This window comes from Thermosyntropha tengcongensis (assembly GCF_055381335.1).
Genome location: NZ_AP042437.1, coordinates 1502605 through 1524263, shown reverse-complemented (window position 1 = coordinate 1524263; position 21659 = coordinate 1502605). Strand labels below are relative to the sequence as shown.

24 protein-coding genes and 1 riboswitch are annotated in these 21659 nt (G+C 41.0%); of the genes, 17 read left to right on the top strand and 7 right to left on the bottom strand.

Annotated features, from left to right (window positions below):
• The first annotated feature begins 38 nt into the window (after positions 1 to 38).
• Entirely contained in the window at positions 39 to 1091 is a 1053-nt protein-coding gene (locus ACZ42E_RS07295) for a DUF1646 family protein (protein WP_464891690.1), read from the top strand.
• Positions 1092 to 1181: 90 nt separating this feature from the next.
• Positions 1182 to 2129, top strand: coding sequence for a CgeB family protein (locus ACZ42E_RS07290; protein ID WP_464891689.1), 948 nt, complete (start codon positions 1182 to 1184; stop codon positions 2127 to 2129).
• Here ACZ42E_RS07290 and ACZ42E_RS07285 read toward each other — a convergent pair.
• Entirely contained in the window at positions 2118 to 3122 is a 1005-nt protein-coding gene (locus tag ACZ42E_RS07285) for a potassium channel family protein (protein WP_464891688.1), read from the bottom strand. The two genes, ACZ42E_RS07290 and ACZ42E_RS07285, sit on opposite strands and share 12 nt — an antisense overlap.
• 300 nt (positions 3123 to 3422) lie before the next feature.
• On the opposite strand from ACZ42E_RS07285, the gene ACZ42E_RS07280 reads away from it, so the two are divergent.
• Entirely contained in the window at positions 3423 to 4274 is an 852-nt protein-coding gene (locus ACZ42E_RS07280) for a deoxyribonuclease IV (RefSeq protein WP_464891687.1), read from the top strand.
• Positions 4275 to 4379: 105 nt separating this feature from the next.
• A complete protein-coding gene (locus tag ACZ42E_RS07275) occupies positions 4380 to 5246 on the top strand; it encodes a bifunctional 5,10-methylenetetrahydrofolate dehydrogenase/5,10-methenyltetrahydrofolate cyclohydrolase (RefSeq protein ID WP_464891686.1) in 867 nt (288 codons plus the stop codon).
• A 10-nt stretch (positions 5247 to 5256) separates the two neighbouring features.
• On the opposite strand, the gene ACZ42E_RS07270 is transcribed toward ACZ42E_RS07275, so the two are convergent.
• The 5 genes from ACZ42E_RS07270 to ACZ42E_RS07250 form a co-directional block, all read right to left on the bottom strand.
• Positions 5257 to 6138, bottom strand: coding sequence for a GGDEF domain-containing protein (locus ACZ42E_RS07270; protein WP_464891685.1), 882 nt, complete (start codon positions 6136 to 6138; stop codon positions 5257 to 5259).
• The gene (locus ACZ42E_RS07265) at positions 6135 to 6485 is read right to left on the bottom strand and encodes a hypothetical protein (RefSeq protein ID WP_464891684.1); all 351 of its coding nucleotides are present in this window, start codon (positions 6483 to 6485) and stop codon (positions 6135 to 6137) included. The genes ACZ42E_RS07270 and ACZ42E_RS07265 overlap by 4 nt, the downstream gene beginning before the upstream one ends.
• Before the next feature lie 174 nt (positions 6486 to 6659).
• Positions 6660 to 7070: a CoA-binding protein gene (locus tag ACZ42E_RS07260; protein ID WP_464891683.1), complete on the bottom strand. Its 411-nt coding sequence runs from the start codon at positions 7068 to 7070 to the stop codon at positions 6660 to 6662.
• A gap of 65 nt (positions 7071 to 7135) precedes the next feature.
• Complete coding sequence (locus tag ACZ42E_RS07255) at positions 7136 to 7633, bottom strand: rubrerythrin family protein (protein ID WP_464891682.1); 498 nt, start codon at positions 7631 to 7633, stop codon at positions 7136 to 7138.
• Between the two features lie 115 nt (positions 7634 to 7748).
• Entirely contained in the window at positions 7749 to 9275 is a 1527-nt protein-coding gene (locus ACZ42E_RS07250; RefSeq protein WP_464891681.1) for a YifB family Mg chelatase-like AAA ATPase, read from the bottom strand.
• A 399-nt stretch (positions 9276 to 9674) separates the two neighbouring features.
• Between ACZ42E_RS07250 and ACZ42E_RS07245 the strand changes: the two genes are divergently transcribed.
• From ACZ42E_RS07245 to ACZ42E_RS07185, 13 genes are all read left to right on the top strand, one after another.
• The gene (locus ACZ42E_RS07245; protein WP_464891680.1) at positions 9675 to 10199 is read left to right on the top strand and encodes a hypothetical protein; all 525 of its coding nucleotides are present in this window, start codon (positions 9675 to 9677) and stop codon (positions 10197 to 10199) included.
• Positions 10200 to 10242: 43 nt separating this feature from the next.
• Positions 10243 to 10725, top strand: a complete 483-nt coding sequence (locus ACZ42E_RS07240) for an S-layer homology domain-containing protein (RefSeq protein WP_464891679.1) — start codon at positions 10243 to 10245, stop codon at positions 10723 to 10725.
• 90 nt (positions 10726 to 10815) lie between these two features.
• Complete coding sequence (locus tag ACZ42E_RS07235) at positions 10816 to 11124, top strand: hypothetical protein (RefSeq protein WP_464891678.1); 309 nt, start codon at positions 10816 to 10818, stop codon at positions 11122 to 11124.
• A 197-nt stretch (positions 11125 to 11321) separates the two neighbouring features.
• Complete coding sequence (locus ACZ42E_RS07230; protein ID WP_464891677.1) at positions 11322 to 12383, top strand: CgeB family protein; 1062 nt, start codon at positions 11322 to 11324, stop codon at positions 12381 to 12383.
• 51 nt (positions 12384 to 12434) lie between these two features.
• Entirely contained in the window at positions 12435 to 13385 is a 951-nt protein-coding gene (locus ACZ42E_RS07225) for an NAD-dependent epimerase/dehydratase family protein (protein WP_464891676.1), read from the top strand.
• 25 nt (positions 13386 to 13410) lie between these two features.
• Positions 13411 to 13965 (top strand): DNRLRE domain-containing protein, encoded by a 555-nt coding sequence (locus ACZ42E_RS07220; protein WP_464891675.1) that lies wholly within the window; start codon positions 13411 to 13413, stop codon positions 13963 to 13965.
• 82 nt (positions 13966 to 14047) lie between these two features.
• Positions 14048 to 14377 (top strand): phage holin family protein, encoded by a 330-nt coding sequence (locus ACZ42E_RS07215; protein ID WP_464891674.1) that lies wholly within the window; start codon positions 14048 to 14050, stop codon positions 14375 to 14377.
• 116 nt (positions 14378 to 14493) lie between these two features.
• The gene (locus ACZ42E_RS07210) at positions 14494 to 14838 is read left to right on the top strand and encodes a Sec-independent protein translocase subunit TatA/TatB (RefSeq protein WP_464891673.1); all 345 of its coding nucleotides are present in this window, start codon (positions 14494 to 14496) and stop codon (positions 14836 to 14838) included.
• A 28-nt stretch (positions 14839 to 14866) separates the two neighbouring features.
• A riboswitch (SAM riboswitch) is annotated at positions 14867 to 14968 on the top strand.
• A 69-nt stretch (positions 14969 to 15037) separates the two neighbouring features.
• Positions 15038 to 17569, top strand: a complete 2532-nt coding sequence (locus tag ACZ42E_RS07205) for a homocysteine S-methyltransferase family protein (protein WP_464891672.1) — start codon at positions 15038 to 15040, stop codon at positions 17567 to 17569.
• Positions 17570 to 17732: 163 nt separating this feature from the next.
• Entirely contained in the window at positions 17733 to 18650 is a 918-nt protein-coding gene (cysK, locus tag ACZ42E_RS07200; RefSeq protein ID WP_464891671.1) for a cysteine synthase A, read from the top strand.
• 18 nt (positions 18651 to 18668) lie between these two features.
• Positions 18669 to 19418, top strand: a complete 750-nt coding sequence (locus ACZ42E_RS07195; RefSeq protein WP_464891670.1) for an NAD+ synthase — start codon at positions 18669 to 18671, stop codon at positions 19416 to 19418.
• A gap of 34 nt (positions 19419 to 19452) precedes the next feature.
• Positions 19453 to 20124 (top strand): methyltransferase family protein, encoded by a 672-nt coding sequence (locus tag ACZ42E_RS07190; RefSeq protein ID WP_464891669.1) that lies wholly within the window; start codon positions 19453 to 19455, stop codon positions 20122 to 20124.
• 37 nt (positions 20125 to 20161) lie between these two features.
• Positions 20162 to 20920 (top strand): YebC/PmpR family DNA-binding transcriptional regulator, encoded by a 759-nt coding sequence (locus tag ACZ42E_RS07185; protein ID WP_464891668.1) that lies wholly within the window; start codon positions 20162 to 20164, stop codon positions 20918 to 20920.
• A 52-nt stretch (positions 20921 to 20972) separates the two neighbouring features.
• Here the strand turns inward: ACZ42E_RS07185 and ACZ42E_RS07180 are convergent, their stop codons facing one another.
• Positions 20973 to 21617 (bottom strand): hypothetical protein, encoded by a 645-nt coding sequence (locus ACZ42E_RS07180; protein ID WP_464891667.1) that lies wholly within the window; start codon positions 21615 to 21617, stop codon positions 20973 to 20975.
• Between the last annotated feature and the right edge of the window lie 42 nt (positions 21618 to 21659).

The window sequence follows — 21659 nt, the reverse complement described above, 5'->3', positions numbered from 1 at the left end:
TGCAGTTTTTTAACTAAGACTGTTGAGGAGAGATGGTAATGGTTATTACGGGACTGGTTATTATTCTTCTATTAGTCTTAATACTGCCCTTCGCTTTTAAGATAGTGGAGGAACAGCTGGAGATTTTCCTTTTTATTATGGGAATTGCAGCTGCCCTGATTTCTGGAGTCATGAACCGGGAACTCCTCATTGCTGCCCTCGAACATCCTATCATGATAGCCTCGGCTGTTTTTATCGCTGGTGCCCTCTTTCACATCCTGCGCGAACCGTTCACAGGCTTTATGCAAAATATTTTCAATAAAATTCCCGTGCCGGTAGTTGTTTTTCTGGTAATAGTAATATTAGGTTTGCTATCAAGTATCATTACGGCGATTATTGCCTCGATTATTCTGGTGGAAATAATCTTCCAGCTGCCTCTTAAAAGGAGGCATAAAATAGTGATATGCGTAATTGCCTGTTTTTCCATAGGGTTAGGTGCTGCATTGACTCCCATCGGGGAACCCTTGGCTACTATCGCTATTGCCAAGCTTAATCAGGAGTTTTTATATCTGGTAAAACTTTTAGGGAAATTCATCATACCTGCGGTTATAGTTTTTGGAGTTTTGGGAGCAGCCTATGCTGCCTGGGCAGTAAAGGAAGAAAAAGATGTGCCTTCCTGTGACCTGGCTGTAACTGTGGAAGAAGAAGCTGAAGAAATGGAGCAGGATACCTGGCGGGGGATAGTAATAAGGGCATTAAAGGTGTATCTTTTTGTTATGGCCTTAACCTTTTTGGGGGAAGGGTTCTATCCCTTGATAGATGCCTATGTTTTAAAGCTTGACTATCGTCTGCTTTACTGGGTAAATACGGTTTCGGCGGTTTTGGACAATGCCACCCTTACAGCAGCGGAAATAAGTCCCAAAATGAGCACCATGCAGATTGAAGCTGTTCTTATGGGGCTTATTATTTCCGGAGGCATGCTAATTCCTGGCAATATTCCGAATATAATATCAGCTTCCAAACTGCGGATAACCAGTACGGAATGGGCTAAAATAGGGGTGCCACTAGGGGCAATAGTCATGGGGATTTTTTATGTTATCCTTTTTGTTTAGTAATAAATTGAAATAATGCCTGGCTGCTGTCAACTAAATGAAATTTTCAAAGTATATTGTAATGAGATAAGATGTTTTGGGGAGAAAGCTATGAAGATATTATTTGTCAATAATGCGCCTTATATAACGTATGGCATAGCAGCTGGCCTGGCTAAAATAGGAGAGGAGCCTTATATAGTACCTTTGTGGATGTATCACTGGGATGAACAGGTCAAAATATTAAAGGAAAAATTGGAAGAAATAAATCCCCATTTTATTTTTGCTGATGGGGACCCGCCTAATGTTAACTGGGAAGCCATTAGCGAAAATGTGAGGTTTTTCAATATTCCATTAATTTACTGGGCTACTGAAGACCCTTTATGGTTTAAGGAAATATCACTTTGCCGCTGCCAAAGTGCTGAATATGTCTGCACCACTACCTGTGAACTTATACCTGAATATCAAAAAATGGGGAAAAAGGCGACTTTAATGCTTTTTTGCTGCAATCCCGATTTTCACCGTACCCTCAAAGCTAATCCGGAATACATGTGTGACATTATGTTTGTAGGCAGCAATTATGAAATAAGAGCCTGGGTGTCTCGCTTTATGCTGCTGCCTTTAATAGAAAGAGGCTATAACCTTAAAGTATGGGGGTACTGGTGGAGGGATGATGATAAACCTTTTACTATACCGCCTGAATTTTATTGCGGGCTTTTACCGTATGATAAGCTTCCGGAAGCTTATGCTTCTGCGAAGATAATTCTGGGTATGCATCTGGATAATACTTCCCTGACCCAAACCAGCATGCGTACCTATGAAGTTTTGAGCTGTGGCGCCTTTTATCTTACCCAGTATACCAAAGCCCATGAACATTTGTTTAAGCGGGGAGTTCACCTGGACTGGGTAAATAACGGTGAAGAGCTTATAGAAAAGGTAAATTATTACCTTTCCTGTCCGGAAGAGAGGAATAAAATAGGAAAGGCTGGACAGGAGTATGTTTATGAATATCATTCAGCAGAAGCACGGGCCAGAATGCTGGTGGAATTTTTAAGCGCCTGAGTTAAGGTATATTTTTTCAATCTTGTTTAGATCTTCGCTGAAACCAATCATTATTAAAGTATCTTCGGGCAAGATTTTTTCTGATGGCTGCGGATTTATCAAGATATTATTTTGCCTTACGATACCTACAATATTTATCCTGTTATGCATTTTAGAGAGCAGGTTTTCGATATTTTGGTAGGCAAGGGGAGAATCATCGGTTACTATCACTTCTTCAAGCTGCAGCTTTGTTTTGCCCAGGGTATAGATAGTGTCTACCAGTTCTACTGTTTTAGGTTTTAACATGGCTACAGCCATTTGAAAACCGCCAATTTGTTCAGGGGAAATAACCCGATTGGCTCCTGCCTGGTAGAGTTTATTTATGGTTTCGGGGCGGTTAGCTCTGGCCACAATTTTTATGGCGGGATTTAGTGCCCTGGCGGTTAAGGCTATAAAGACATTAAGAGCATCTTCCGGCAGGGCACATATTATGCCCTGAGCCTTTTTTATGCCTGCAAAAATGAGTATATCATCCTGGGTAGCATCTTCATTCATTACCAGGTAGCCTTTTTTCTCCATCTGCAGGGCTATTTCCGGATTAGAATCTATAACCAGAAAGGGGACCTTTTCCCCTTTCAGTATGGCAGCCACATTTCTTCCCACTCTTCCTGCTCCGCATACTATAATATGATTTTCCAGTTTTTGAATCATATTTTTCATTTTGCTTTTCTCCACCATGTTAGTTATTTGCCTTTCGATGACTGTATTGGTTACTGTTCCCAGGGAATAGCCTATTACTGCTACCCCGGATAAAAGTATGAACATCAGAAAGGTTTTGCCGGCTGTAGTTTGAGGTATATAATCACCATATCCTGTAGTGGTAAGGCTTTCTACAGTCACCCATAATGCCTGAAATAAGGGCCAGTGTTCCAGAAATGACAATCCCAGGGTTCCCAGCAGTATTATCAGTAAAAGTATAAGAATTCCACTGGCTATTTTGAAACGCGTTTCCAATTTTATTAGCCCCTTCTTGGTTATATTTTTTGTAATGGTATTATTATTCCTGACGGCAAAAAATTTGTTATTAAATATAGCGCAAAAAATCGCATAAGACAATAAAGTTGATTAATTTTTTAATTCATTATTTTCTAGTATTAAATTAATATAATGGCCAGGGCTCTGGCAGGATGGCAAGTTAAGAAGAATGTTATTTAGATTCATTTCTCGTGGAGGTTTAATTTAAGAAATATCTGGGAGTGCAAAAGGAGGAGGAAAAAGATATAATAATCTAAAATTCTGGCTGGAATAAAAGGAGTGATTATTATAAATATGCCTGTACCAGTTATTGGAGCTCATCTTCCTATCAGCAAAGGCCTCAAGGCGACTGCGGACGATGCGGTTTTGAAGGGAGCAGAAGCGGTGCAGATTTTTCTTCGCAATCCGCGGGGAAGAGGAGCCAGAAATTTTACAGAAGATGAGGTTGCTTATTTTAAAAATAAGCTGCAGGAACACGGGATAAGTCCCATAGTGGTGCATATTCCTTATATATGCAACCCGGCTTCTGTAAAAGAAGATTTATACTCTTTTGCGAAGCAGGTGATAGAGGAAGACCTTTCCAGATGTGATATGGTGGGTGCTGATTATCTGGTTTTACATCCAGGGGCTTATACAGGAGCTACTCTGGAAGAAGGCATAAAAAGGGTGGCCAGGCTTTTAGACGGAGTACTCCAAAATTACCAGGGGAATACCATGCTTCTTCTGGAGACTATGTCTGGCCAGGGAACGGAGATAGGTAAAAGCTTTGCTGAACTTAAAGCTATCATTGACAAAATGGAAATGGGGAACAGGGTAGGTATATGTTATGATACATGCCATACCTATGCAGCAGGTTATGACTGTACTACTGAAGAAGGGATAAAAAGTATTCTGGCAGAGATAGATGCTGCTTTTGGACAGGAAAGGGTAAAACTGGTGCATGCCAATGACAGCATGAAAGGGCTGGGAGAAAAAAGGGATCGCCATGCGCATATTGGGGAAGGATTTATCGGAGAGCCTGGTTTTTCTTTGCTGCTGCATGATAATTTTTTCAGAAAACTTCCTTTTATACTGGAAACGCCTTATGAAAGAATTGAGGAGGATTTAATAAAACTTAAAACCTGGCGATAAAAAAGATAATTGATATATAAAATAATAATATTTTATTAACAAAAAATTTGACGAAAAAAATCATATAAGGCAAAATAAAAATAAAGCATATTTTAGATTCCCATTATGCAGGAAAGGGGAGAAGGTTTTATGTTAATCTACGGCAAAGAGGTAAGGGATGCTATAAAGGATGAAATAAAAAAATATGCCTCTATTCACAGGATGCATATGGTAATACTGCAGATTGGAGAAGATCCAGCTTCCCAGATGTATGTAAACGGTATCTGCAAGTTTGCTGATGAAACAGGAGTAGATGCGGATATTCTCAAGTTATCAGCAGGAAACAGCCAGGAGCAGATTATACATATAATAGAATATATGAACAATGATCCGGATATTACGGGAATAATGCTGCAGAAACCGCTTCCCCCGGGTTTCAGCCTGGAAGTCCTGGCCAATGTAATTGATCCGCATAAGGATGTGGAAGGGATTACTAACTACAATTTGGGAAAACTTATAAGCTATGAACAGGGGATAAGGCCAGCTACCCCCAAGGCTATCCTTACCATGCTTAAAGCTCATAATATTCCGGTGGAAGGCAAAAAAGTCACTATCCTGGGACGCAGCACGATTTTGGGACAGCCTCTGGCAGCTATGATGACCGCAGAAAATGCGACGGTAACTTTATGCCATTCCAAAACCGTAAATCTGGAAGAAGAGACCAGAAGGGCGGATATACTGGTAGCAGCAGTAGGTAAGCCGAATTTTGTAACCCCGGATATGATAACTGAAGAAGTGGTAGTCATTGATGCCGGTATTAATTTTGATGAAGAAGGAAGGATGCTGGGAGATGTCCATCCGGAAGCCAAGGAAAAGGCAAGGATAGCCAGCGCGGTTCCTGGAGGGGTAGGGATGATTACCGTAGCTGAATTGTTTAAGAACCTGGTATACCTGAAAGAAGAGCAGGAAAGGCGAAAAATGCAGAAAAAATAAAATTCAGTGATTAGGCGATTTCGCTTATTTCTAAACAACCTCCTACGGAAAAACAGTGCGGAATAAATTTTTTAGCTTTAGTTGATTCTAAGCTAGCTTTGTTAAGAAGAGTGTTTATTATTTTTATGTAATCTCCTTTCATATAAGGAGAAGAAGTTTTTTTCCTGGGTGATTTTTTTGCTCCCGCTATGCCAATAGAAACATTAATAGGGATATTTAAGCTGAAGTTATATTCATTTACATTGTTGATAATTTTTTCTGCCAGATTTATGCTTTCTTCTAATTGTAAAGGCGCAATAAGAGCAAATTCGTCTCCACCGAAGCGGCACCATTTATAGTCGGGAGTAGTTTTCTTGAGTATGCTGCTTAATTCGCTGAGTATTATATTGCCATTTATGTGACCATATTTTTTATTTATTAGGCCAAACTCGTTTATATCCAGAAAAAAGATAGATATTTCCTCTTCGTTATCAAGTGTGCGCAGCCCTTGAAAATAAAGGTAATCACCTTTGTATAGGCCGGTTAGAGGATCAGTATATTTTGAGACTGTAACGAGTAGAGAATTAAAATCAACGATTCCCGTTATTTTGTCGGGATTATTTTTAATTATCAATATTTTATGCTTATTGTTTTCTAATTTTTCGTAAGCTTCCCATATAGAAAGGCAGGGTGCTGCTATTTCAAAATCATTCATATGCACATCAACTGCAATTCTATTTGGGTGACTTTCCAGTAAATTTTCTAAAGTTATGACTCCTAAAAACTTTCCTTCTTCTGTTACAACAAAATATTTAATCCCCTGTTCACTATACGAAATCATTTTTTTCACGCTGGTGATGGCGTTAACTGTGATAAAATTGGAGTGAGCCACACTGGATACTTCTTGTATCATATGTCGACCACCTTACTGATCTGGAGTGAAATGTCGAGTTGCATTTTGATGAGCATATCCTCATCCATTATTTTTTCGCTTTCTTCTATTATAAGCTTTATTATTTTTTCGGGTGCCATTATTCGGCAAAGGGCTTTGCGTATTATTATTGCCTCAATAAATGGGTGCTCAATCTTTATTATGTCATATTGTTCAGGAGAAAGAACGTCGACCATGCGTCTGGCTGCTTCCGGCCCAATGGGAGCTTTTTTACCTACTACCAAAACATCCTGGATAGGAGGAACCTCGAATTCTGAGAGACGCATATTTATTTCTACTTTTTTACTTCCTTCTTTATTACTGCTCATATTTTAAATCATACTCCCATTTATGATTATTTATTAATTCAAGTTTTTTAAATCCTCTTTATTAATTTATAAACTAAAAATTAATAAAAAACAAACCACAAAAAGCAAAAAAATAGTTAATTTTGTAACATTTTTTACTTACGATTACATAAAAAGGCAAAAGTAATGAAGGTATTATCTTATCAATTTGCTGTGTTCGACCATGATGCAGCAGTTTTTTATTATGGTTAGTCCTTTTTTACCGGCTAGTTTTTCTTCTTCTGCCGGGCATTCGATGCCTAACTGGAGCCAGAGGACAGGAACTCTTTTTTCCAGGGTTTCTTTTATGATACCAGGCACCTCTTCACTTCGCCTGAATACATCGACTATATCAATATCAAAAGGGATCTCTGATATAGAGGCATAGGATTTTTCACCCAGCACCTCGTTAAGGGTGGGGTTTACAGGTATGATGTTATATCCCTGTTCTTTAAGGTATCTGGCTACCCGGTAGCTGGGACGGTCCGGATTGTCAGAAAGGCCTACTACAGCTATAGTTTTCGCTTTTTCAAGTATTGCTTTCTTTATATGGTCCTCATTAATCACGGTCTGAATCCCTCCTTAATTAAACAGGTAAGAAAAGGCAGAGATCGGCTCTGCCTTTTCAATTTCTAGAATGAACGGAATTTTGTACCTGGAGTGCTGCAGATAGGGCATTTTTCAGGTGCCTCATTTTCGGCTACATAGCCGCAAACCGGGCATAAGGCAAATCCTTCAGCAGGAAAATCAGAACCTTCTTCCAGAGCCTTGAGGGCCTTTTCAAAAAGTTTAGCATGTTCTTTTTCGGCTTCATTGGCCAGATGGAAAGCCGTTTTAGCCTCTTTGGCCCCTTCTTTTTCCGCCTCTTCGATAAATTCCGGGTACATTACGGTAAATTCATGAGTTTCCCCTTCTAAAGCTGTCTGCAGGTTTTCTCTGGTGCTTTTAACCCCATTAAGCACCTGAAGCTGTCTTAAGGCGTGGATAGTTTCTGCTTCGGCCACTGCTTTGAACAGGCGGGCTATTTTGCTGTAGCCTTCTTTTTCGGCTTTTTCAGCAAAAGCTGTATATTTGCGGTTGGCCTGTGATTCACCGGCAAAAGAAGCTTTAAGGTTCTCCAGGGATTTCAATGTTAAACTCCTCCTTTTTTAGCTTAATTTTTCCTGTTTCCAAAATTTTTATAATTATAGCATATCCGATGTCCCTTTTTAAAATTATTCATGTAAATTAAGAAGGTTTTTATAATCAGCTGCCCCAGTATTTGCGGTCCAGGCTGCGGTACTGAATAGCTTCTGCCAGGTGATGGGTTTTGATGTGGCATGATTCTTCCAAATCTGCTATGGTGCGGGCCACTTTGAGAATGCGGTCATAAGCCCTGGCATTAAGATTCAGTTTCGTAAAAGCTGTCCTGAAAAGGTTTTCAGATTCTTCATCTAACTGGCAGTATTTTTTAACTTCTGCTGGCCCCATCTGGGAATTAAGCTTTATATTTTCCAAAGCGAAGCGTTTATGCTGTATTTGCCGGGCAGCTTTGACTTTTTCCCGCAGAACAGCTGAATTTTCCCCTTCTTTTTGTTCCTTCAGATGTTCGTATTTTACTCTTGGCACTTCTACATGCAGATCCAGGCGGTCTAAAAGAGGGCCGCTTATGCGGCTTAAGTATTTTTGAATCTGCACAGGGCTGCAGCGGCATTCTGCTTCCGAACCGTAGTTGCCGCAGGGGCAGGGATTCATGGAACATATAAGCATGAAATCAGCTGGAAATGTATGTGTAGCCTGGGCGCGGGCTACTGTAACAATGCGATCTTCCAGGGGCTGGCGGAGGGCTTCCAGCACATCGCGCGCAAATTCCGGCAGTTCATCTAAAAAAAGTACCCCATTTTGTGCCAGGCTTATTTCTCCAGGTTTAGGAATCCTTCCGCCTCCGATTATGCTGGAGCTGGATGCATTTTTGTGGGGGGCTCGGAAAGGACGTTCGATTATTACCGGATTTTTAGGGGTTAGAAGGTTAGCTACTGAATATATGCGGGTAGTTTCCAGTATTTCTTCCCGGCTCATCTCGGGAAGGATGCCGGGAAGACGGCGAGCAAGCATAGTTTTTCCCCCACCAGGAGGGCCTATGAGCAAAACATTGTGCATGCCGGCAGCAGCGATGAGCATAGCTCTTTTGGCCATTTCCTGTCCCTTGACTTCGGAAAAATCATATTTCTCTTTTTTATGCTGGTTTATGCGGGTAGGAGCTACGGGGGGAAGCGGCTCTTTTTTCTCTACATAGGACACTGCCTGCCCTAAATTTGCTGCGTAAAATGATTCGATTTCCGATACCAGCCCGGCTTCTTTCCTGTTTTCTTCAGGGACTATAAAAATAATTTTTTCTTCTGACTGAGCCAGTTCCAGAGCCATAGCCATTATGCCGGGAACCCGCCGCAGGCTGCCGTCTAAAGCGAGTTCCCCTGCCCAGTAGTGATTGAGCGGGATATCGCCGTCGATTTGTTCCGATGCCTTTAAGATGCCCAGGGCGATGGGAAGGTCAAAATGGCTGCCCTCTTTTTTGAGGTCAGCAGGGGCCAGATTTACGATTATCCTGCGCCCGGGAAATTTAAAACCGCTGTTTTTTAGGGCGCTTCTTACCCTTTCCCGGGCTTCCTTGATGGCAGTGGAAGCCAGCCCCACTATTTCAAAAGCAGGCAGGCCGCTTTGTATATCTACCTCCACCTTTACTTCTTTAGCCTCTATGCCGGTTATTACCAGGGAATTGACAACTGCCAGCATAATCCTTCACCCCGCACAGGTTAAGCTATTTTCTAAGCATAAGTTAACCAGATTTATTAATTTCTGTAAACTTAAAAATTGGCAGTTTTTTGCTTATACTTAACAAATATCAAAAAAATCCAAATTTAGTTTAATAAGCCATGCTGAAGAAAAAATTACCAGAAAATTGTGCTATAATATTAAAAAAATGGCAATTAGAAATAGCATGAAAATCCTGGCCTGTAAAAAATGTTTTGATTTTATTTTTATGACAAAAATGTGTCGCACTGCTTTGCTAGTATGAATAAAAAAAATGATGAGGATTGGCTGTTTTTTAGTTTTATGAACGTTTTAAATAAAAACGGGTATTAATAAAAAAACTGGCTGATTAATCCAGAATTTTAAATGGGGGATTTCAGGATGGACGATGATATTAATTTATTATCACCTGAATTTATCGGGGATTACTTGATGACAAGCGAGGTGGTGGAGGAAATCCAGATTGATGACGAATTGACAGGTGTTTTTTTCCGGGCTAAAAAAGACATTTATAACTTTATAAATTATCCCTACCGGCTGGTTTGCTATCCCAGAGGCAAAAGAGAGCCGGTATTGATGATAAACCTGGAAAAATCACCTGCGGGTTACTTCTGGGGGGCTACCTCTGTATCTTCCCACTACAACCTGGGGCCGGCGGAAGGAGAAATAGATTATGAGCTGTTCAGGAAAAAGGCCGTGGAAATGATTGCCAGGGTAAAGAAAATGGATGAAGAAACAGAAGAGATATATAGTTCTCTGGAAGATTGCTGCCTGCCTGATGATTTCGTGGAATCTGATAGCCTGGAAGAATTGATTAGATTTTTTAAGATGCTGGGTATCAGCTTGCCGGAAATAATGCCGGTTAGAAGGAAGGGAAGAAGGAAGTATTTGAGGAAGAAAAAGTGATGTACATTTTTATGAAATCAAATAAAAAAATGGAGGTTAGAAGATGAATAACGATAATCTATTAGAAGTGCTTGGTATACATGATAAAGAAGATGTAATAAGCAACTTGTTGACTTATTGTTTTAATAATCATGAAGAATTTAGGAATATGTTTGATGAGGCAGTACTTAAGAGATTTAAAGATGAAAGAGAAATAGCAATGTGGAGTCGAAAAGCATTAGCCAGTGCTGTGAAATCAGGACTGATTAGTGGTTATGCGGACGGGACTTTGAGACCTGAGGATAATATTACAAGGTCTGAGGTAGCTGTTGTTATAGCTAGGGCTTTGAAGGCAGATTTAAAAGGAAAAGCTGAACTTATGTTTAAAGATAGAGATACTATACCGTTCTGGGCTAAATCTTCAATTGCTTGGGCAACGGATAAAGGCATAATTGCTGGTTTCCCTGATAGAACCTTCCAAGGTAATCGTTGGGCGACAAGGGCTGAGATTTGTACGATATTAGCAAAACTGGTGGGGATAAATTAAGCCAGAAACTGATAGAAATTTATTAATACCTGCTTTTTAAAGGTAGACTAAAAAGCAGCCAGGATTTATACATGGTTTAAAAGCCTGCTCTTGTATATAATAAAAACGATAATAAAAATAGCGGAGAAGCTGGAAAAAGAAGTGCTGTTTGACTATGTGGAAGAGCTGATCCCGGAGAGGAGGGGTGAGATAATGACGATAGCTGAGCAGCTGAAGCAGGAGGGAAAAATGGAAGGTATAAGGGAAGGGATGGAGAAAGGCATAGAGAAAGGTCGTGAAGAAACCTTGAAGCAGACAGCAATAAATGCTCTAAAAAAGGGATTGGACATAGAAACTATAGCTGAACTCACTGGGCTTTCTGTAGAGAGGATAGAAGAGTTAAAGAAAGGGCTTAATTAGAAGATAACAGACTTTAAAAAAATGGTAGCTAAAAAGGCAGGGGATTTTTCCTGCTTTTTTGTTTTTCTGAGTTTTTGCCGTGAATGCCAGTTTAAGAAATATAAATAATTTGTTTATGCAGGCACATTAGCAGCAAAGTCTACATATTTATATTTAAAAGGCTTATATAGAGACATTTTTTGGAGTGTGCTTAAAGATTGAATCTAAAAAAGAAAGAAAATTTTTTAAGGCTTTACAGGCATTATCAGAGGCGGGAGAAGGAAGGGAAAATAAGGGTATTGTGTGTCAACCACCTCCTGTACTACCTTAATTTTGGGCTTTTTGCCGCTATGGAAAAGATGGGGTATACTGTCTGTATTTTACCCCTTTCTAAATATGCCCTTCATGAGCAAAAGGACATTTTGGCATACTGGCTAAACGAATTTAAACCCCACTTTATTTTTACACCTGGCTGGTCCATAAATCTATTTGATATTAGGGTTTTTCTAGACACAGTAAAGGAACATGAGCTGCCTCATTTTTACTGGGCTACGGAAGATCCGCTTTTTTTTGAGGAAGTTTCCCTTATTTTTGCCCCGCACTGTGACTATGTTTTTACTCTGGCTGAAGAATGCAATACCTGGTACAGGGAAAGGGGGATACCTTCTTCTACCCTTACTTTTGCCTGTAATCCGGATATTTTTAAACCTGTACCTCCCAAAAAAGAATACAGCTATGATTTGGTTCTGGCTGCCAGTAATTATTACTGGTTTGGCAAAGGTAAAAGATTCAGGCGCGAAGCGATAGATATTATATTAAAGCCTCTGGTAGACGGCAACTATAACCTTAAGGTATGGGGGGGAGATTGGACTAACCCTGAATCTGATTATACTATTCCGTCTCACATGTATGGCGGCTATATAGATTATCGCGAAACTCCCTATCTTTATTCTTCTGCCAGGATTGTACTGGGTTTGCAGTCTGTTAATACCTCCTTAACCCAAACCAGCTGCCGGACTTACGAAATAATGGGCTCAGGTGCCTTCCATCTTACCCCTTTTACTCCTGCCTATGCCAATTTTTTCCGCAACTTTGAACATGTGGTCTGGTCGACATCGCCTGAAGAAACTGTAAGTCTGGTTGATTATTATTTAAGGCATGATGAGGAAAGGAAAAAAATAGCTCATAAAGCAAGGGAAGAGATTTTAGAGCGGCATACCTATATACATCGCGTAAAGGCTATGGAAGAGAGGCTGGTTTCTTTTATAAAAGACCTGTGAACGGAAAAGGGAAGCGGTGGTTTTAAGCCTAAGGGGAGGAAAGGTTAAACTATGGGCAAAAAAACAGTTGTGGTTACTGGGGGGGCAGGGATTATCGGCTCGCATTTGACTGAGTATCTGGTCAGGCAGGATTATGAAGTGATAGTTGTTGATAACCTTTCAGCAGGAAGAATAGAAAATCTTCCGCGTTTTGGCAAGGTGTATTTTTATCAGAAGGATGTAAGGGATGAAACTTTGGAGCGGATTTACGACAAATACAAGCCTTTTGTGCTTTTTCATCTGGCTGCTCATTATGCAAATGAGCTTTCCATAAAAGAACCGGTTTATGATTTAAGGGTTAACGCGGAAGGCACTCTTATACAGCTTAAATTGGCGGTAAAAACCGGTATCCAGCGTTTTGTGTACTCCTCTACTTCCTGCGTTTATCTTCCTTCATTTAATCCTTTAAAAGAAGATGCTCCCTTAAAGCCGCATACACCATATGGCATATCAAAGCTGGCAGGTGAATATTACACTGTTTTTTACGGGGAAAATTATGGGCTGCCGTTTACAATAATCCGGTACTTTAACGTATATGGGCCGAAAGAACCTGACAGCATGTACCGGGGTGTTATTGCCAAATTTATGTCAGCAGCGGTAAGAGGTAAACCCTTGTTTATTACCGGTAATGGGGAAGAAGTCAGGGATTTTACTTATATGGAGGATGCAGTAAAAGGAACTGTTCTGGCTGCTTTTTCTGAAAAAGGAATTAATCAGGTTTTTAATATAGGGACCGGCAGGGGAACCACCATCAGGGAGGTTGCAGATATACTAAGGGATTTAAAAGGCAAAGATTTGGAAATAAAGTATGAAGAAAGGAGAAAGTGGGATCAGACTCTGTATAGAGTGGCTGATATAAGCAAAGCCAGGGTTTTGCTGGGATATGAACCTGAATACGGTCTTTATGAAGGTTTGCGGTTTACCCTGGATTGGTATGAAAAAAATTTGGATACCGGTGAATAGAAAGAAGGTGGAGAGGGAATAGAGAATGAATACAGTTATTGTTCCTTTGACTAAAGGGCTTTATATTTCTGAATATTATAGAGAAAGAAACTTTATAAACAGTGAGGTTTTGTTTGTCGGCAGATTTAAGGGAAAAGGCGATATTTACCGCAGTCTGGTGTATTTTGATATTGAATATCTTAATGAAATTATTCCCCCTTATAGTTTAATACAAAGTGCTTGTTTAAAAATGCACATTGTTCGCAACGACCTTTTGGATGGACAAAAGGCAAAAATTTGTGTATATCCGGTAATTAAACCCTGGAGGGACGATGGGGTTAAATGGAATGATCAGCCTGAATTTGATAAAAAAGAAGAATTTGCTTTAATGGTGAAAGATGGACTATACGGGGGCATTGATTTTGATATAACTGTTCTGGCAAAAGATTGGTATGAGAAAAAAAGGCCTAATTATGGGATGATTATATGCGGCGAAGAAGGATGCGATGCCTTGATTGCCCTGGGAGGATTAAGCTTTCAGGAGGTTTGTAAGAAACCGGTGCTGATAATAAGCTACTCCAGTTTTGATTATTATAAATAAATTTAAATAATCAAAACCTGTATAATAATCCTTTTTTTTTGGCAATCTAGAAAAGAAAAAGCCAAAAGAAAGGAGTAAAAAAATGATTGGTGCCGTAGTACGCTTTATCGTATCAGCACTGGTTTTAATGCTGGTAAGCTTTTTGATACCGGGAATAAGTGTAAATGGATTTGTGGGAGCTTTAATCGCTGCTCTGGTTATTGCAGGGTTAGGCTATGTGGTAGAGATGATTATGGGAGATAAGGTATCTCTCAAAGCCAGAGGAGTGGTAGGTTTTATTACTTCAGCAGTAGTTATATATCTGGCTCAGTTTATTATTCCCGGCTTTTTGTCAGTATCTCTTCTGGGCAGCCTTATTGCCGCTTTTGTAATTGGTATAATTGATGCGTTTGTGCCTACGGAATTGAGATAGAGAATACTTTGAGAAAATGGGCTGTACTGGCAGCCTGTTTTTTTATGGATTTAAGGTTTTATAAAATATTTGCGAAAATATTAAATTGCAAGTAAAATGAACAAGAGATAATTTTTATGCTTGATGTTCAGGAGGTTTATATGCTGGGATTTATAGGTAATATAGGGCCTTGGGAACTGGTTTTGATACTGCTTATTGCCTTGATTGTAGTGGGGCCGGGAAAACTTCCGGAAGTCGCCAGATCTCTTGGGAAAGCGGTAAATCAATTTCAAAAGGCTACCAGCGGGGTAAAAAGGGAGATAGAAGATGTTATAAGACTGGATGACAAACCTAGTTCAGCTTCCAGTATTAACATAAAGCCTGAAGGGAGGGCGGAAGATAAGCCTTCCGAACAGGAAGATTTCGTGTTAGAGGCAGTTGATGAAAAAGCGGCTGCTGAAGATGATGCCCGCGAAAGTTGATTTTTAAAATTTAATAGATTTTTAAACACTCTTATCAAGAGAGGTGGAGGGACGGGCCCGATGAAACCCGGCAACCGCCTGTATAAGGTATGGTGCCAAATCCTGCAGGTTTTAACCTGGGAGATAAGAGGGTAAAAAGGCCCTCTTTGTAAGAGGGTTTTTTTATTTAGGAAAATAAAAAGAAAGCGGGGTAATTGAAGTGGAAAGTTTGGAAGTCTTGCTTAAAGAGAAGATTTTAATCCTGGATGGGGCTATGGGAACTATGCTGCAGGCTAATGGCTTAAAGCCTGGAGAGTGCCCGGAATGGTTTGGAGTCAATAATCCGGAGGTTTTAGGGGAAATACATTATAAATATATAGAAGCAGGTGCTGATATTATCCAGACCAATACTTTTGGGGCTAACCGTTTCAAGCTTATGGAATATGGACTGGAAGACAAGGTTTATGAGATAAACAGTGAAGCGGTAAGGATAGCCAAAGAGAAGGCAAAAGGCAAAGCCCTGGTGGCTGCTTCCATTGGCCCAACCGGGAAGCTTTTGAAGCCAGTAGGCGATGTTTCTTTTGATGATTTGTACGAGGCTTTTAAGGAGCAGGTAATAGCCTGTGAAAGGGCAGGTGCTGATCTATTGTCAATTGAAACCATGACTGATATTGGCGAAATGAGAGCAGCCCTGATCGCGGCCAGGCATAATACCAGGCTTCCTGTCCTGGCACATATGACTTTTGAAAAAGACGGCCGCACTATGATGGGAACTGATCCAGTAACGGCTCTTATCATACTGGAAGCACTGCAGCCTTTGGCTATTGGGGCTAATTGTTCGGGAGGGGCTCTGCAGCTTCTGCCTGTCATTGAAGAAATGAACAGGTATGCCAGTGTATTTTTATCAGTTGAACCTAATGCCGGTTTGCCTTTGCTGGTTGATGAAAAAACTGTTTTTCCTGATACTCCTGAAGAAATGGCAGAATATGCTTTGCTTTTGCGGGATGCTGGTGCCAATATAATAGGGGGCTGCTGCGGTACCACCCCCGAGCATATAAGAGCTATAGCAGAGGCAGTAAAAGGGCTTTCACCTTTACCCAGGGAGAAGAAGAAAATATTTGCGTTTGCTTCCCGCAGCCGTCATGTCATAATAGGCCCTCCTTATCCCCTGGCTTTTATTGGGGAGAGAATTAATCCCACCGCCCGCAAGAAGCTGGCTCAGGATATAAAAGAGGGGCATATGGTTATGGTGGTGGAAGAAGCCAAAAAACAGGTGGCCAGCGGTGCTCCCATGCTGGATGTGAATATGGGGGTTCCGGGGATAGATGAGAAGGAAGCCATGAAAAAAGCAGTTCTCTCTATACAGGCAGCGGTGGATGTGCCTATTTCTATCGATTCGACCAATCCGGAAGCTGTAGAGGAAGGCTTGAAGAATTTTGTGGGAAGGGCTCTTATAAATTCCACTACCGGGGAAGAAAAAGCTTTGGCCAAAATCCTTCCTCTGGCTAAAAAATATGGAGCAGCCGTTCTGGGGCTTTGTCTGGATGAAAATGGCATTCCTCCTACTGCAGAAGAGCGAATCGAAATCGGGCGCAAGATTTATAGAGAAGCCAAAAAATATGGGTTAAGGGATGAGGATATATACCTGGATTCCCTGGTAAAAACGGCAAGTGCCGAACAGGCTGAAGTTATGGAAACGATAAAGGGACTGACCCTTATCAAGAAAGAACTGGGGGCGGGAACGGTTCTGGGGGTAAGCAATGTATCCCACGGGCTTCCCAGCCGGGAGGTTTTAAATTCTACTTTTCTGGCTATGGCCCTGGCAGCGGGGCTGGATCTTCCCATTATGAATCCTTTTGACAGCCGGATGATGGATGTGGTAAGGGCAGCAGCGGTGCTTTTAAACCGTGACCCGAACTGCAGTGATTTTATCCAGTTTTATAAAGACGCCAGGGGGCAGGGCGCGGCAGAAAAAGAAGGGATCAGGCATCCTTTGTGCCGGGATTGCAATATACCTGAACTGCTGGCCAAAATGGAAAAGGGAGAAGACAAAAGCGCAGCAGGCAAAGAAAATGCTTCCCCAAAAAACGAGGTTGCTGACACAGGCCTTGCCAAAATTCAAAATGCGGTGCTGGAAGGCAATGTGGAAGGCATTGTTGCCTTGATTGAAGAAGTTTTGAAACGGGATAAGATTGAGCCCCTGAGTATTATTAATAATGCGCTTATACCGGGCATAGAAAAAGCAGGGGAGCTTTATGACAGAAAAGAATATTTCCTGCCCCAGCTTATGCGATCTGCTGATGCCATGAAAACGGCGTTTTCCTATCTAAGGCCGCTTTTGGCCGAGGAAAGCGATGTAAGTAAAGGGGTAGTAGTTCTGGCTACAGTCGAAGGGGATATCCATGACATAGGAAAAAATATCGTCGGGGTAATGCTGGAGAATTATGGTTTCAAGGTTATAGATTTGGGGAAAGATGTTAAGGCTAAAGATATTGTAGATGCTGCGGAACGCGAAAAGGCAGATATAGTGGGATTGAGTGCGCTTATGACTACTACCATGCCGCGCATGAAAGAGGTTATTGAAGAAATAAAGAAGCGCAGGCTTTCCTGCCGGGTTATGGTGGGGGGAGCGGTGCTTACCCAGGAATATGCGGACAGTATAGGGGCAGACGGCTATTCAGAAGATGCGCGTTCGGCAGTGCTTCTCGCGCAAAGGCTGTTGAATGTAGGAGGATATAAAGCCATAAATTAGATTTATATATATTACATTTATTACCCCTATAAAAATTTTATATATAAAAAATGTATTTATAACTGTTATCCTATTCTGTAAGGGGCAAAGGGAAGCTATTTTTATGAAAATAGCTTTTTGGCGGCTGATGTCGATATAAATGATTTTTATAGGGGGCGGAAAGATGAAAATAGCTAACAACATGCTGGAACTGGTAGGGGAAACACCGGTCGTAAGGCTTAACCGCCTGACAGAAGGAATGCCGGCTGAAGTTTATGTGAAGCTGGAAGCTTTTAATCCAGCTGGAAGCCTGAAGGACAGGGCAGCCTTTTATATGCTGGAAAAAGCGGAAGAAGAAGGTAAGCTTAAAAAAGGCATGACTATTATTGAGGCAACTACCGGCAATACCGGGATAGGTCTGGCTATGGCTGCTGCGGTAAAAGGGTACAGACTGGTTATCGTGATGCCGGCCAACATGAGTGAAGAGAGAAGGAGGCTCCTTGAGTTTTACGGAGCTGAGGTTATTTGTACACCGCCTATTCAGGGAATGGTGGGAGCGGTGGAAAAGGCCAAAAGTATTGCAGAAGCTGAGCCTCATAAATACTATCATGTACAGCAGTTTTCCAATCCTTATAATGCGGAAAGCCATGCTCTTTATACAGCCCGGGAGATACTTGAGCAGATGGGAAAAGAGCTTGATGCTGTAGTTATCGGCGTGGGAAGTGGAGGTACCATAACCGGGGTAGCTGAAGTTTTGAAAAAGGAAATACCTGATATTGATATAATAGCGGTGGAGCCGAAAAATTCTGCAGTTTTAAGCGGATGTCCGGCTGGTGCGCATGAGATACAGGGAATTGGGGCAGGATTTATCCCGCCTATATTGAATATGGATTTGATAGACTACATTTTTACCGTTAAAGATGAGGAGGCTGTAAATACCTGCAGGCAGCTGGCGAGCAGAGAAGGTATAGCAGTTGGCATCTCATCGGGAGCAGTTGTTTTTGCAGCTATTAAAATGGCGGAAAGGATGAGATATAGAAAAATACTGGCTATAGCCCCTGATGGGGTGGAAAAATATATGTCTACGGTTTTGTTTGGATAAAAAGGGGGAATTTGGAAAGTGAATGTACAGGCAGTTACCGATTATCTGGTATCGTGGCTGAGGAAAGAAGTGGAAAAAGCGGGAGCCAGGGGAGTAGTCTTTGGAATAAGCGGCGGTATTGATTCAGCTGTAGCGGCAGTAATTGCCAAAAAAGCTTTTGGAGAAAATTGCATAGGGCTTATCATGCCCTGTGAAAGCAGCATGGAAGACAGAATGCATGCCCAGCTTCTGGCGGAAACCTTTGATATTGACTACCGCATAGTGGAGCTGACGGATATTTACAGGCTTCTGGTTACCAAGTTTGAATCTTATTTGAAAATAGAGGGCGAAAAGGGAAGGCTTTTGAGGGCTAATATAAAACCAAGGCTGCGCATGATTACTCTTTATTATTCAGCGCAGGCCAGGGACTACCTGGTGGTGGGCACGAGCAACAAAAGCGAGATAAATATAGGGTATGCGACCAAATACGGGGATAGCGCTGTAGACCTGCAGATTCTGGGCGATTTATTAAAGGAAGAGGTTTATGAACTTGCTCATTATCTGGGCATACCGCAGGAAATCATCAATAAGCCGCCTTCAGCCGGCTTATGGGAAGGGCAAACCGATGAAGGGGAAATGGGCATAACCTACGCAGAACTGGATAATTACCTGAAAAGCGGGCAGGGGGCTCCGGAAGTAATAAAGAGGATTGAAGATATGCACAGGAGAAGTGAGCATAAGCGAAAAATGCCCCCTATAGCTTATATTCCTCCTGAATATAGATTATAATTTTATAGGAACTGATTATGGGAGGACAGTAACTGTGAATACCAGAAAGCGCAATGTTTTTATAAGGATAATAATTGCAGTGGCTGTTTTTGTTTATATAGCCTTTATGGCTTATAAGGAACTTCCTCTTTTTGATTTTAAAGTTATTGCGGCTTTTTTTGGCCTGTATCTTTTGTGGACGGTGGTGGCAGAGTCTTTAATTTATAAAGACCCTGACACTTATGTGATGGAAGATGATGACCGCAGGTCTTATCTGTATGTGCAGCTTTCTTTCCTGCTGGCTCTTTTTTACGCGGCTATAGATTTTGTGGATTTAAATTACACTAGAATTAAGGCTTTAGAACCGGTTATAATTTATATTGGCTTTGCTCTGTTTATAGTTTCCTGTTTTGTGCGCTGGTGGGGCTTTAATTCTATAGGCAAATATTTTAATCCGCGGGTAGCTATTTATGAGGATCATAAGCTGATAACCGGAGGTGCCTATAAAAAGATAAGGCATCCCTTGTATCTGGGAACCTTTTTGAGTATAATCTCTATTCCCCTGGTTTTTAATTCCTGGGGGGCTCTTTTGCTTATTTTATTCCTTAATCTGCCTGCACTTGTTTATCGCATAAAGGTTGAGGAAGCTCTGCTTGTTAAGCATTTTGGCGATGAGTATCTGGATTATATGAAAAGAACTAAGCGCATGATTCCCGGAATATGGTAATATTTATTTAGTTAAGATTGTGCAAGGAGGAAGTTGGATGGCAGGACATTCAAAATGGGCGAATATAAAACATAAAAAAGCTCGTTCTGATGAGAGAAAAGGCAAAGAATTTACCAAAATTGCCAGGGAGATAATGATTGCCGTTCGCACCGGCGGCAGTGCAGATCCGGATGCTAATTCCAAGCTAAAGCTGGCTATCCAGAAGGCAAAAGCAGTTAATATGCCTAATGAAAATATACAGAGGGCAATAAAGAAGGGTACGGGAGAAATCGAAAGTGAAGCTTTGGAAGAAATAATATATGAAGGATATGGTCCAGCCGGTGTAGCTATATTGATGGAAATAGCTACTGATAACCGCAATCGGACTGCTTCTGAAGTAAGGCATATTTTCTCCAAAAATGGAGGGAATATGGGGGAAAGCGGCTGTGTAGCCTGGATGTTTAAGCGATCCGGCCTCATAAGTATAAAAAAAGAAAATCTCAAAATGGATGAAGAAGAGTTTATGCTTTATGTTATGGATTTAGGGGCTGATGATATAAAAGATGAAGGAGAAGTATACGAAATTATAACAGCTCCCGAAAACTTTATGGAGGTTAAAGAAGCTCTGGAAAAAGAAAATATTCCTTTGGAGATGGCTGATGTAGTGATGCTGCCGGAAAACACGGTAGAAATAACTGATGAGGAAACTGCTGCCAAGGTGCTTAAGCTTATTGAAAAACTGGAAGATCATGATGATGTCCAGAATGTTTATACCAATGTTTCTATCCCTGATGAGCTTATGGAAAAGTTATCATGAAAATAAAAGGTGGCTTGAGGAAGGAAACCTTAAGCCACCTTCTTAATTTTTTTTATTTTTCTGCTGCTTCCGGTACTTCTACCTTTAATTCACCATTTACAAAGCTTATTTTAGCCTGTTTGGAGTTTATCCTCAAAGGTAAGGCAGCCAGAACGCTTTTTAGATTTAGTTTGGGATCAAGGGGCATATCGTTGAATTCCCCTATTTTTATCCAGGGCATGTTGGCTTTTATTACATAGTCAGAATCTTTGCGATAAACTTTTACCGGTATTTCAAAGGTTAAGTCGTCTTCCTCTTCTGCGAAAATATTTTCTCCCCAGCTGATATCTCCATAGGGTGACAGGATATCTACTGGAGTTCCTGCCCAGTTATCAAACATGGTCAGCACTTCTTCCATTTTTTCCATCTCGTTATTAAGGCTTTGCAGTGCAGCCTGGTAATATACAGGTTCTTTTTCATTTTTTTCGGGTATTTCCTGAGGTTCTACTTCCCATATGATGCCATTGCATAATGCTGCTTCCATAAATTGAAAAATATCTTTCCAGTAAGATTGATTTTCTGGTTTTTCATTTTTGGATAAACCAGGTTCTTCTACCCAAAAGGTTTCTTCTACATCTCTCCATGCATAGTTGGGATCAAAGAAAGTGTAGTCCAGCACGATATTGTTGAGAATATCGGGGAGTACTCTTTTAGCCATTTTATTCACCTCCTGTAATACATCAGGCCGAATTGTCTGCAA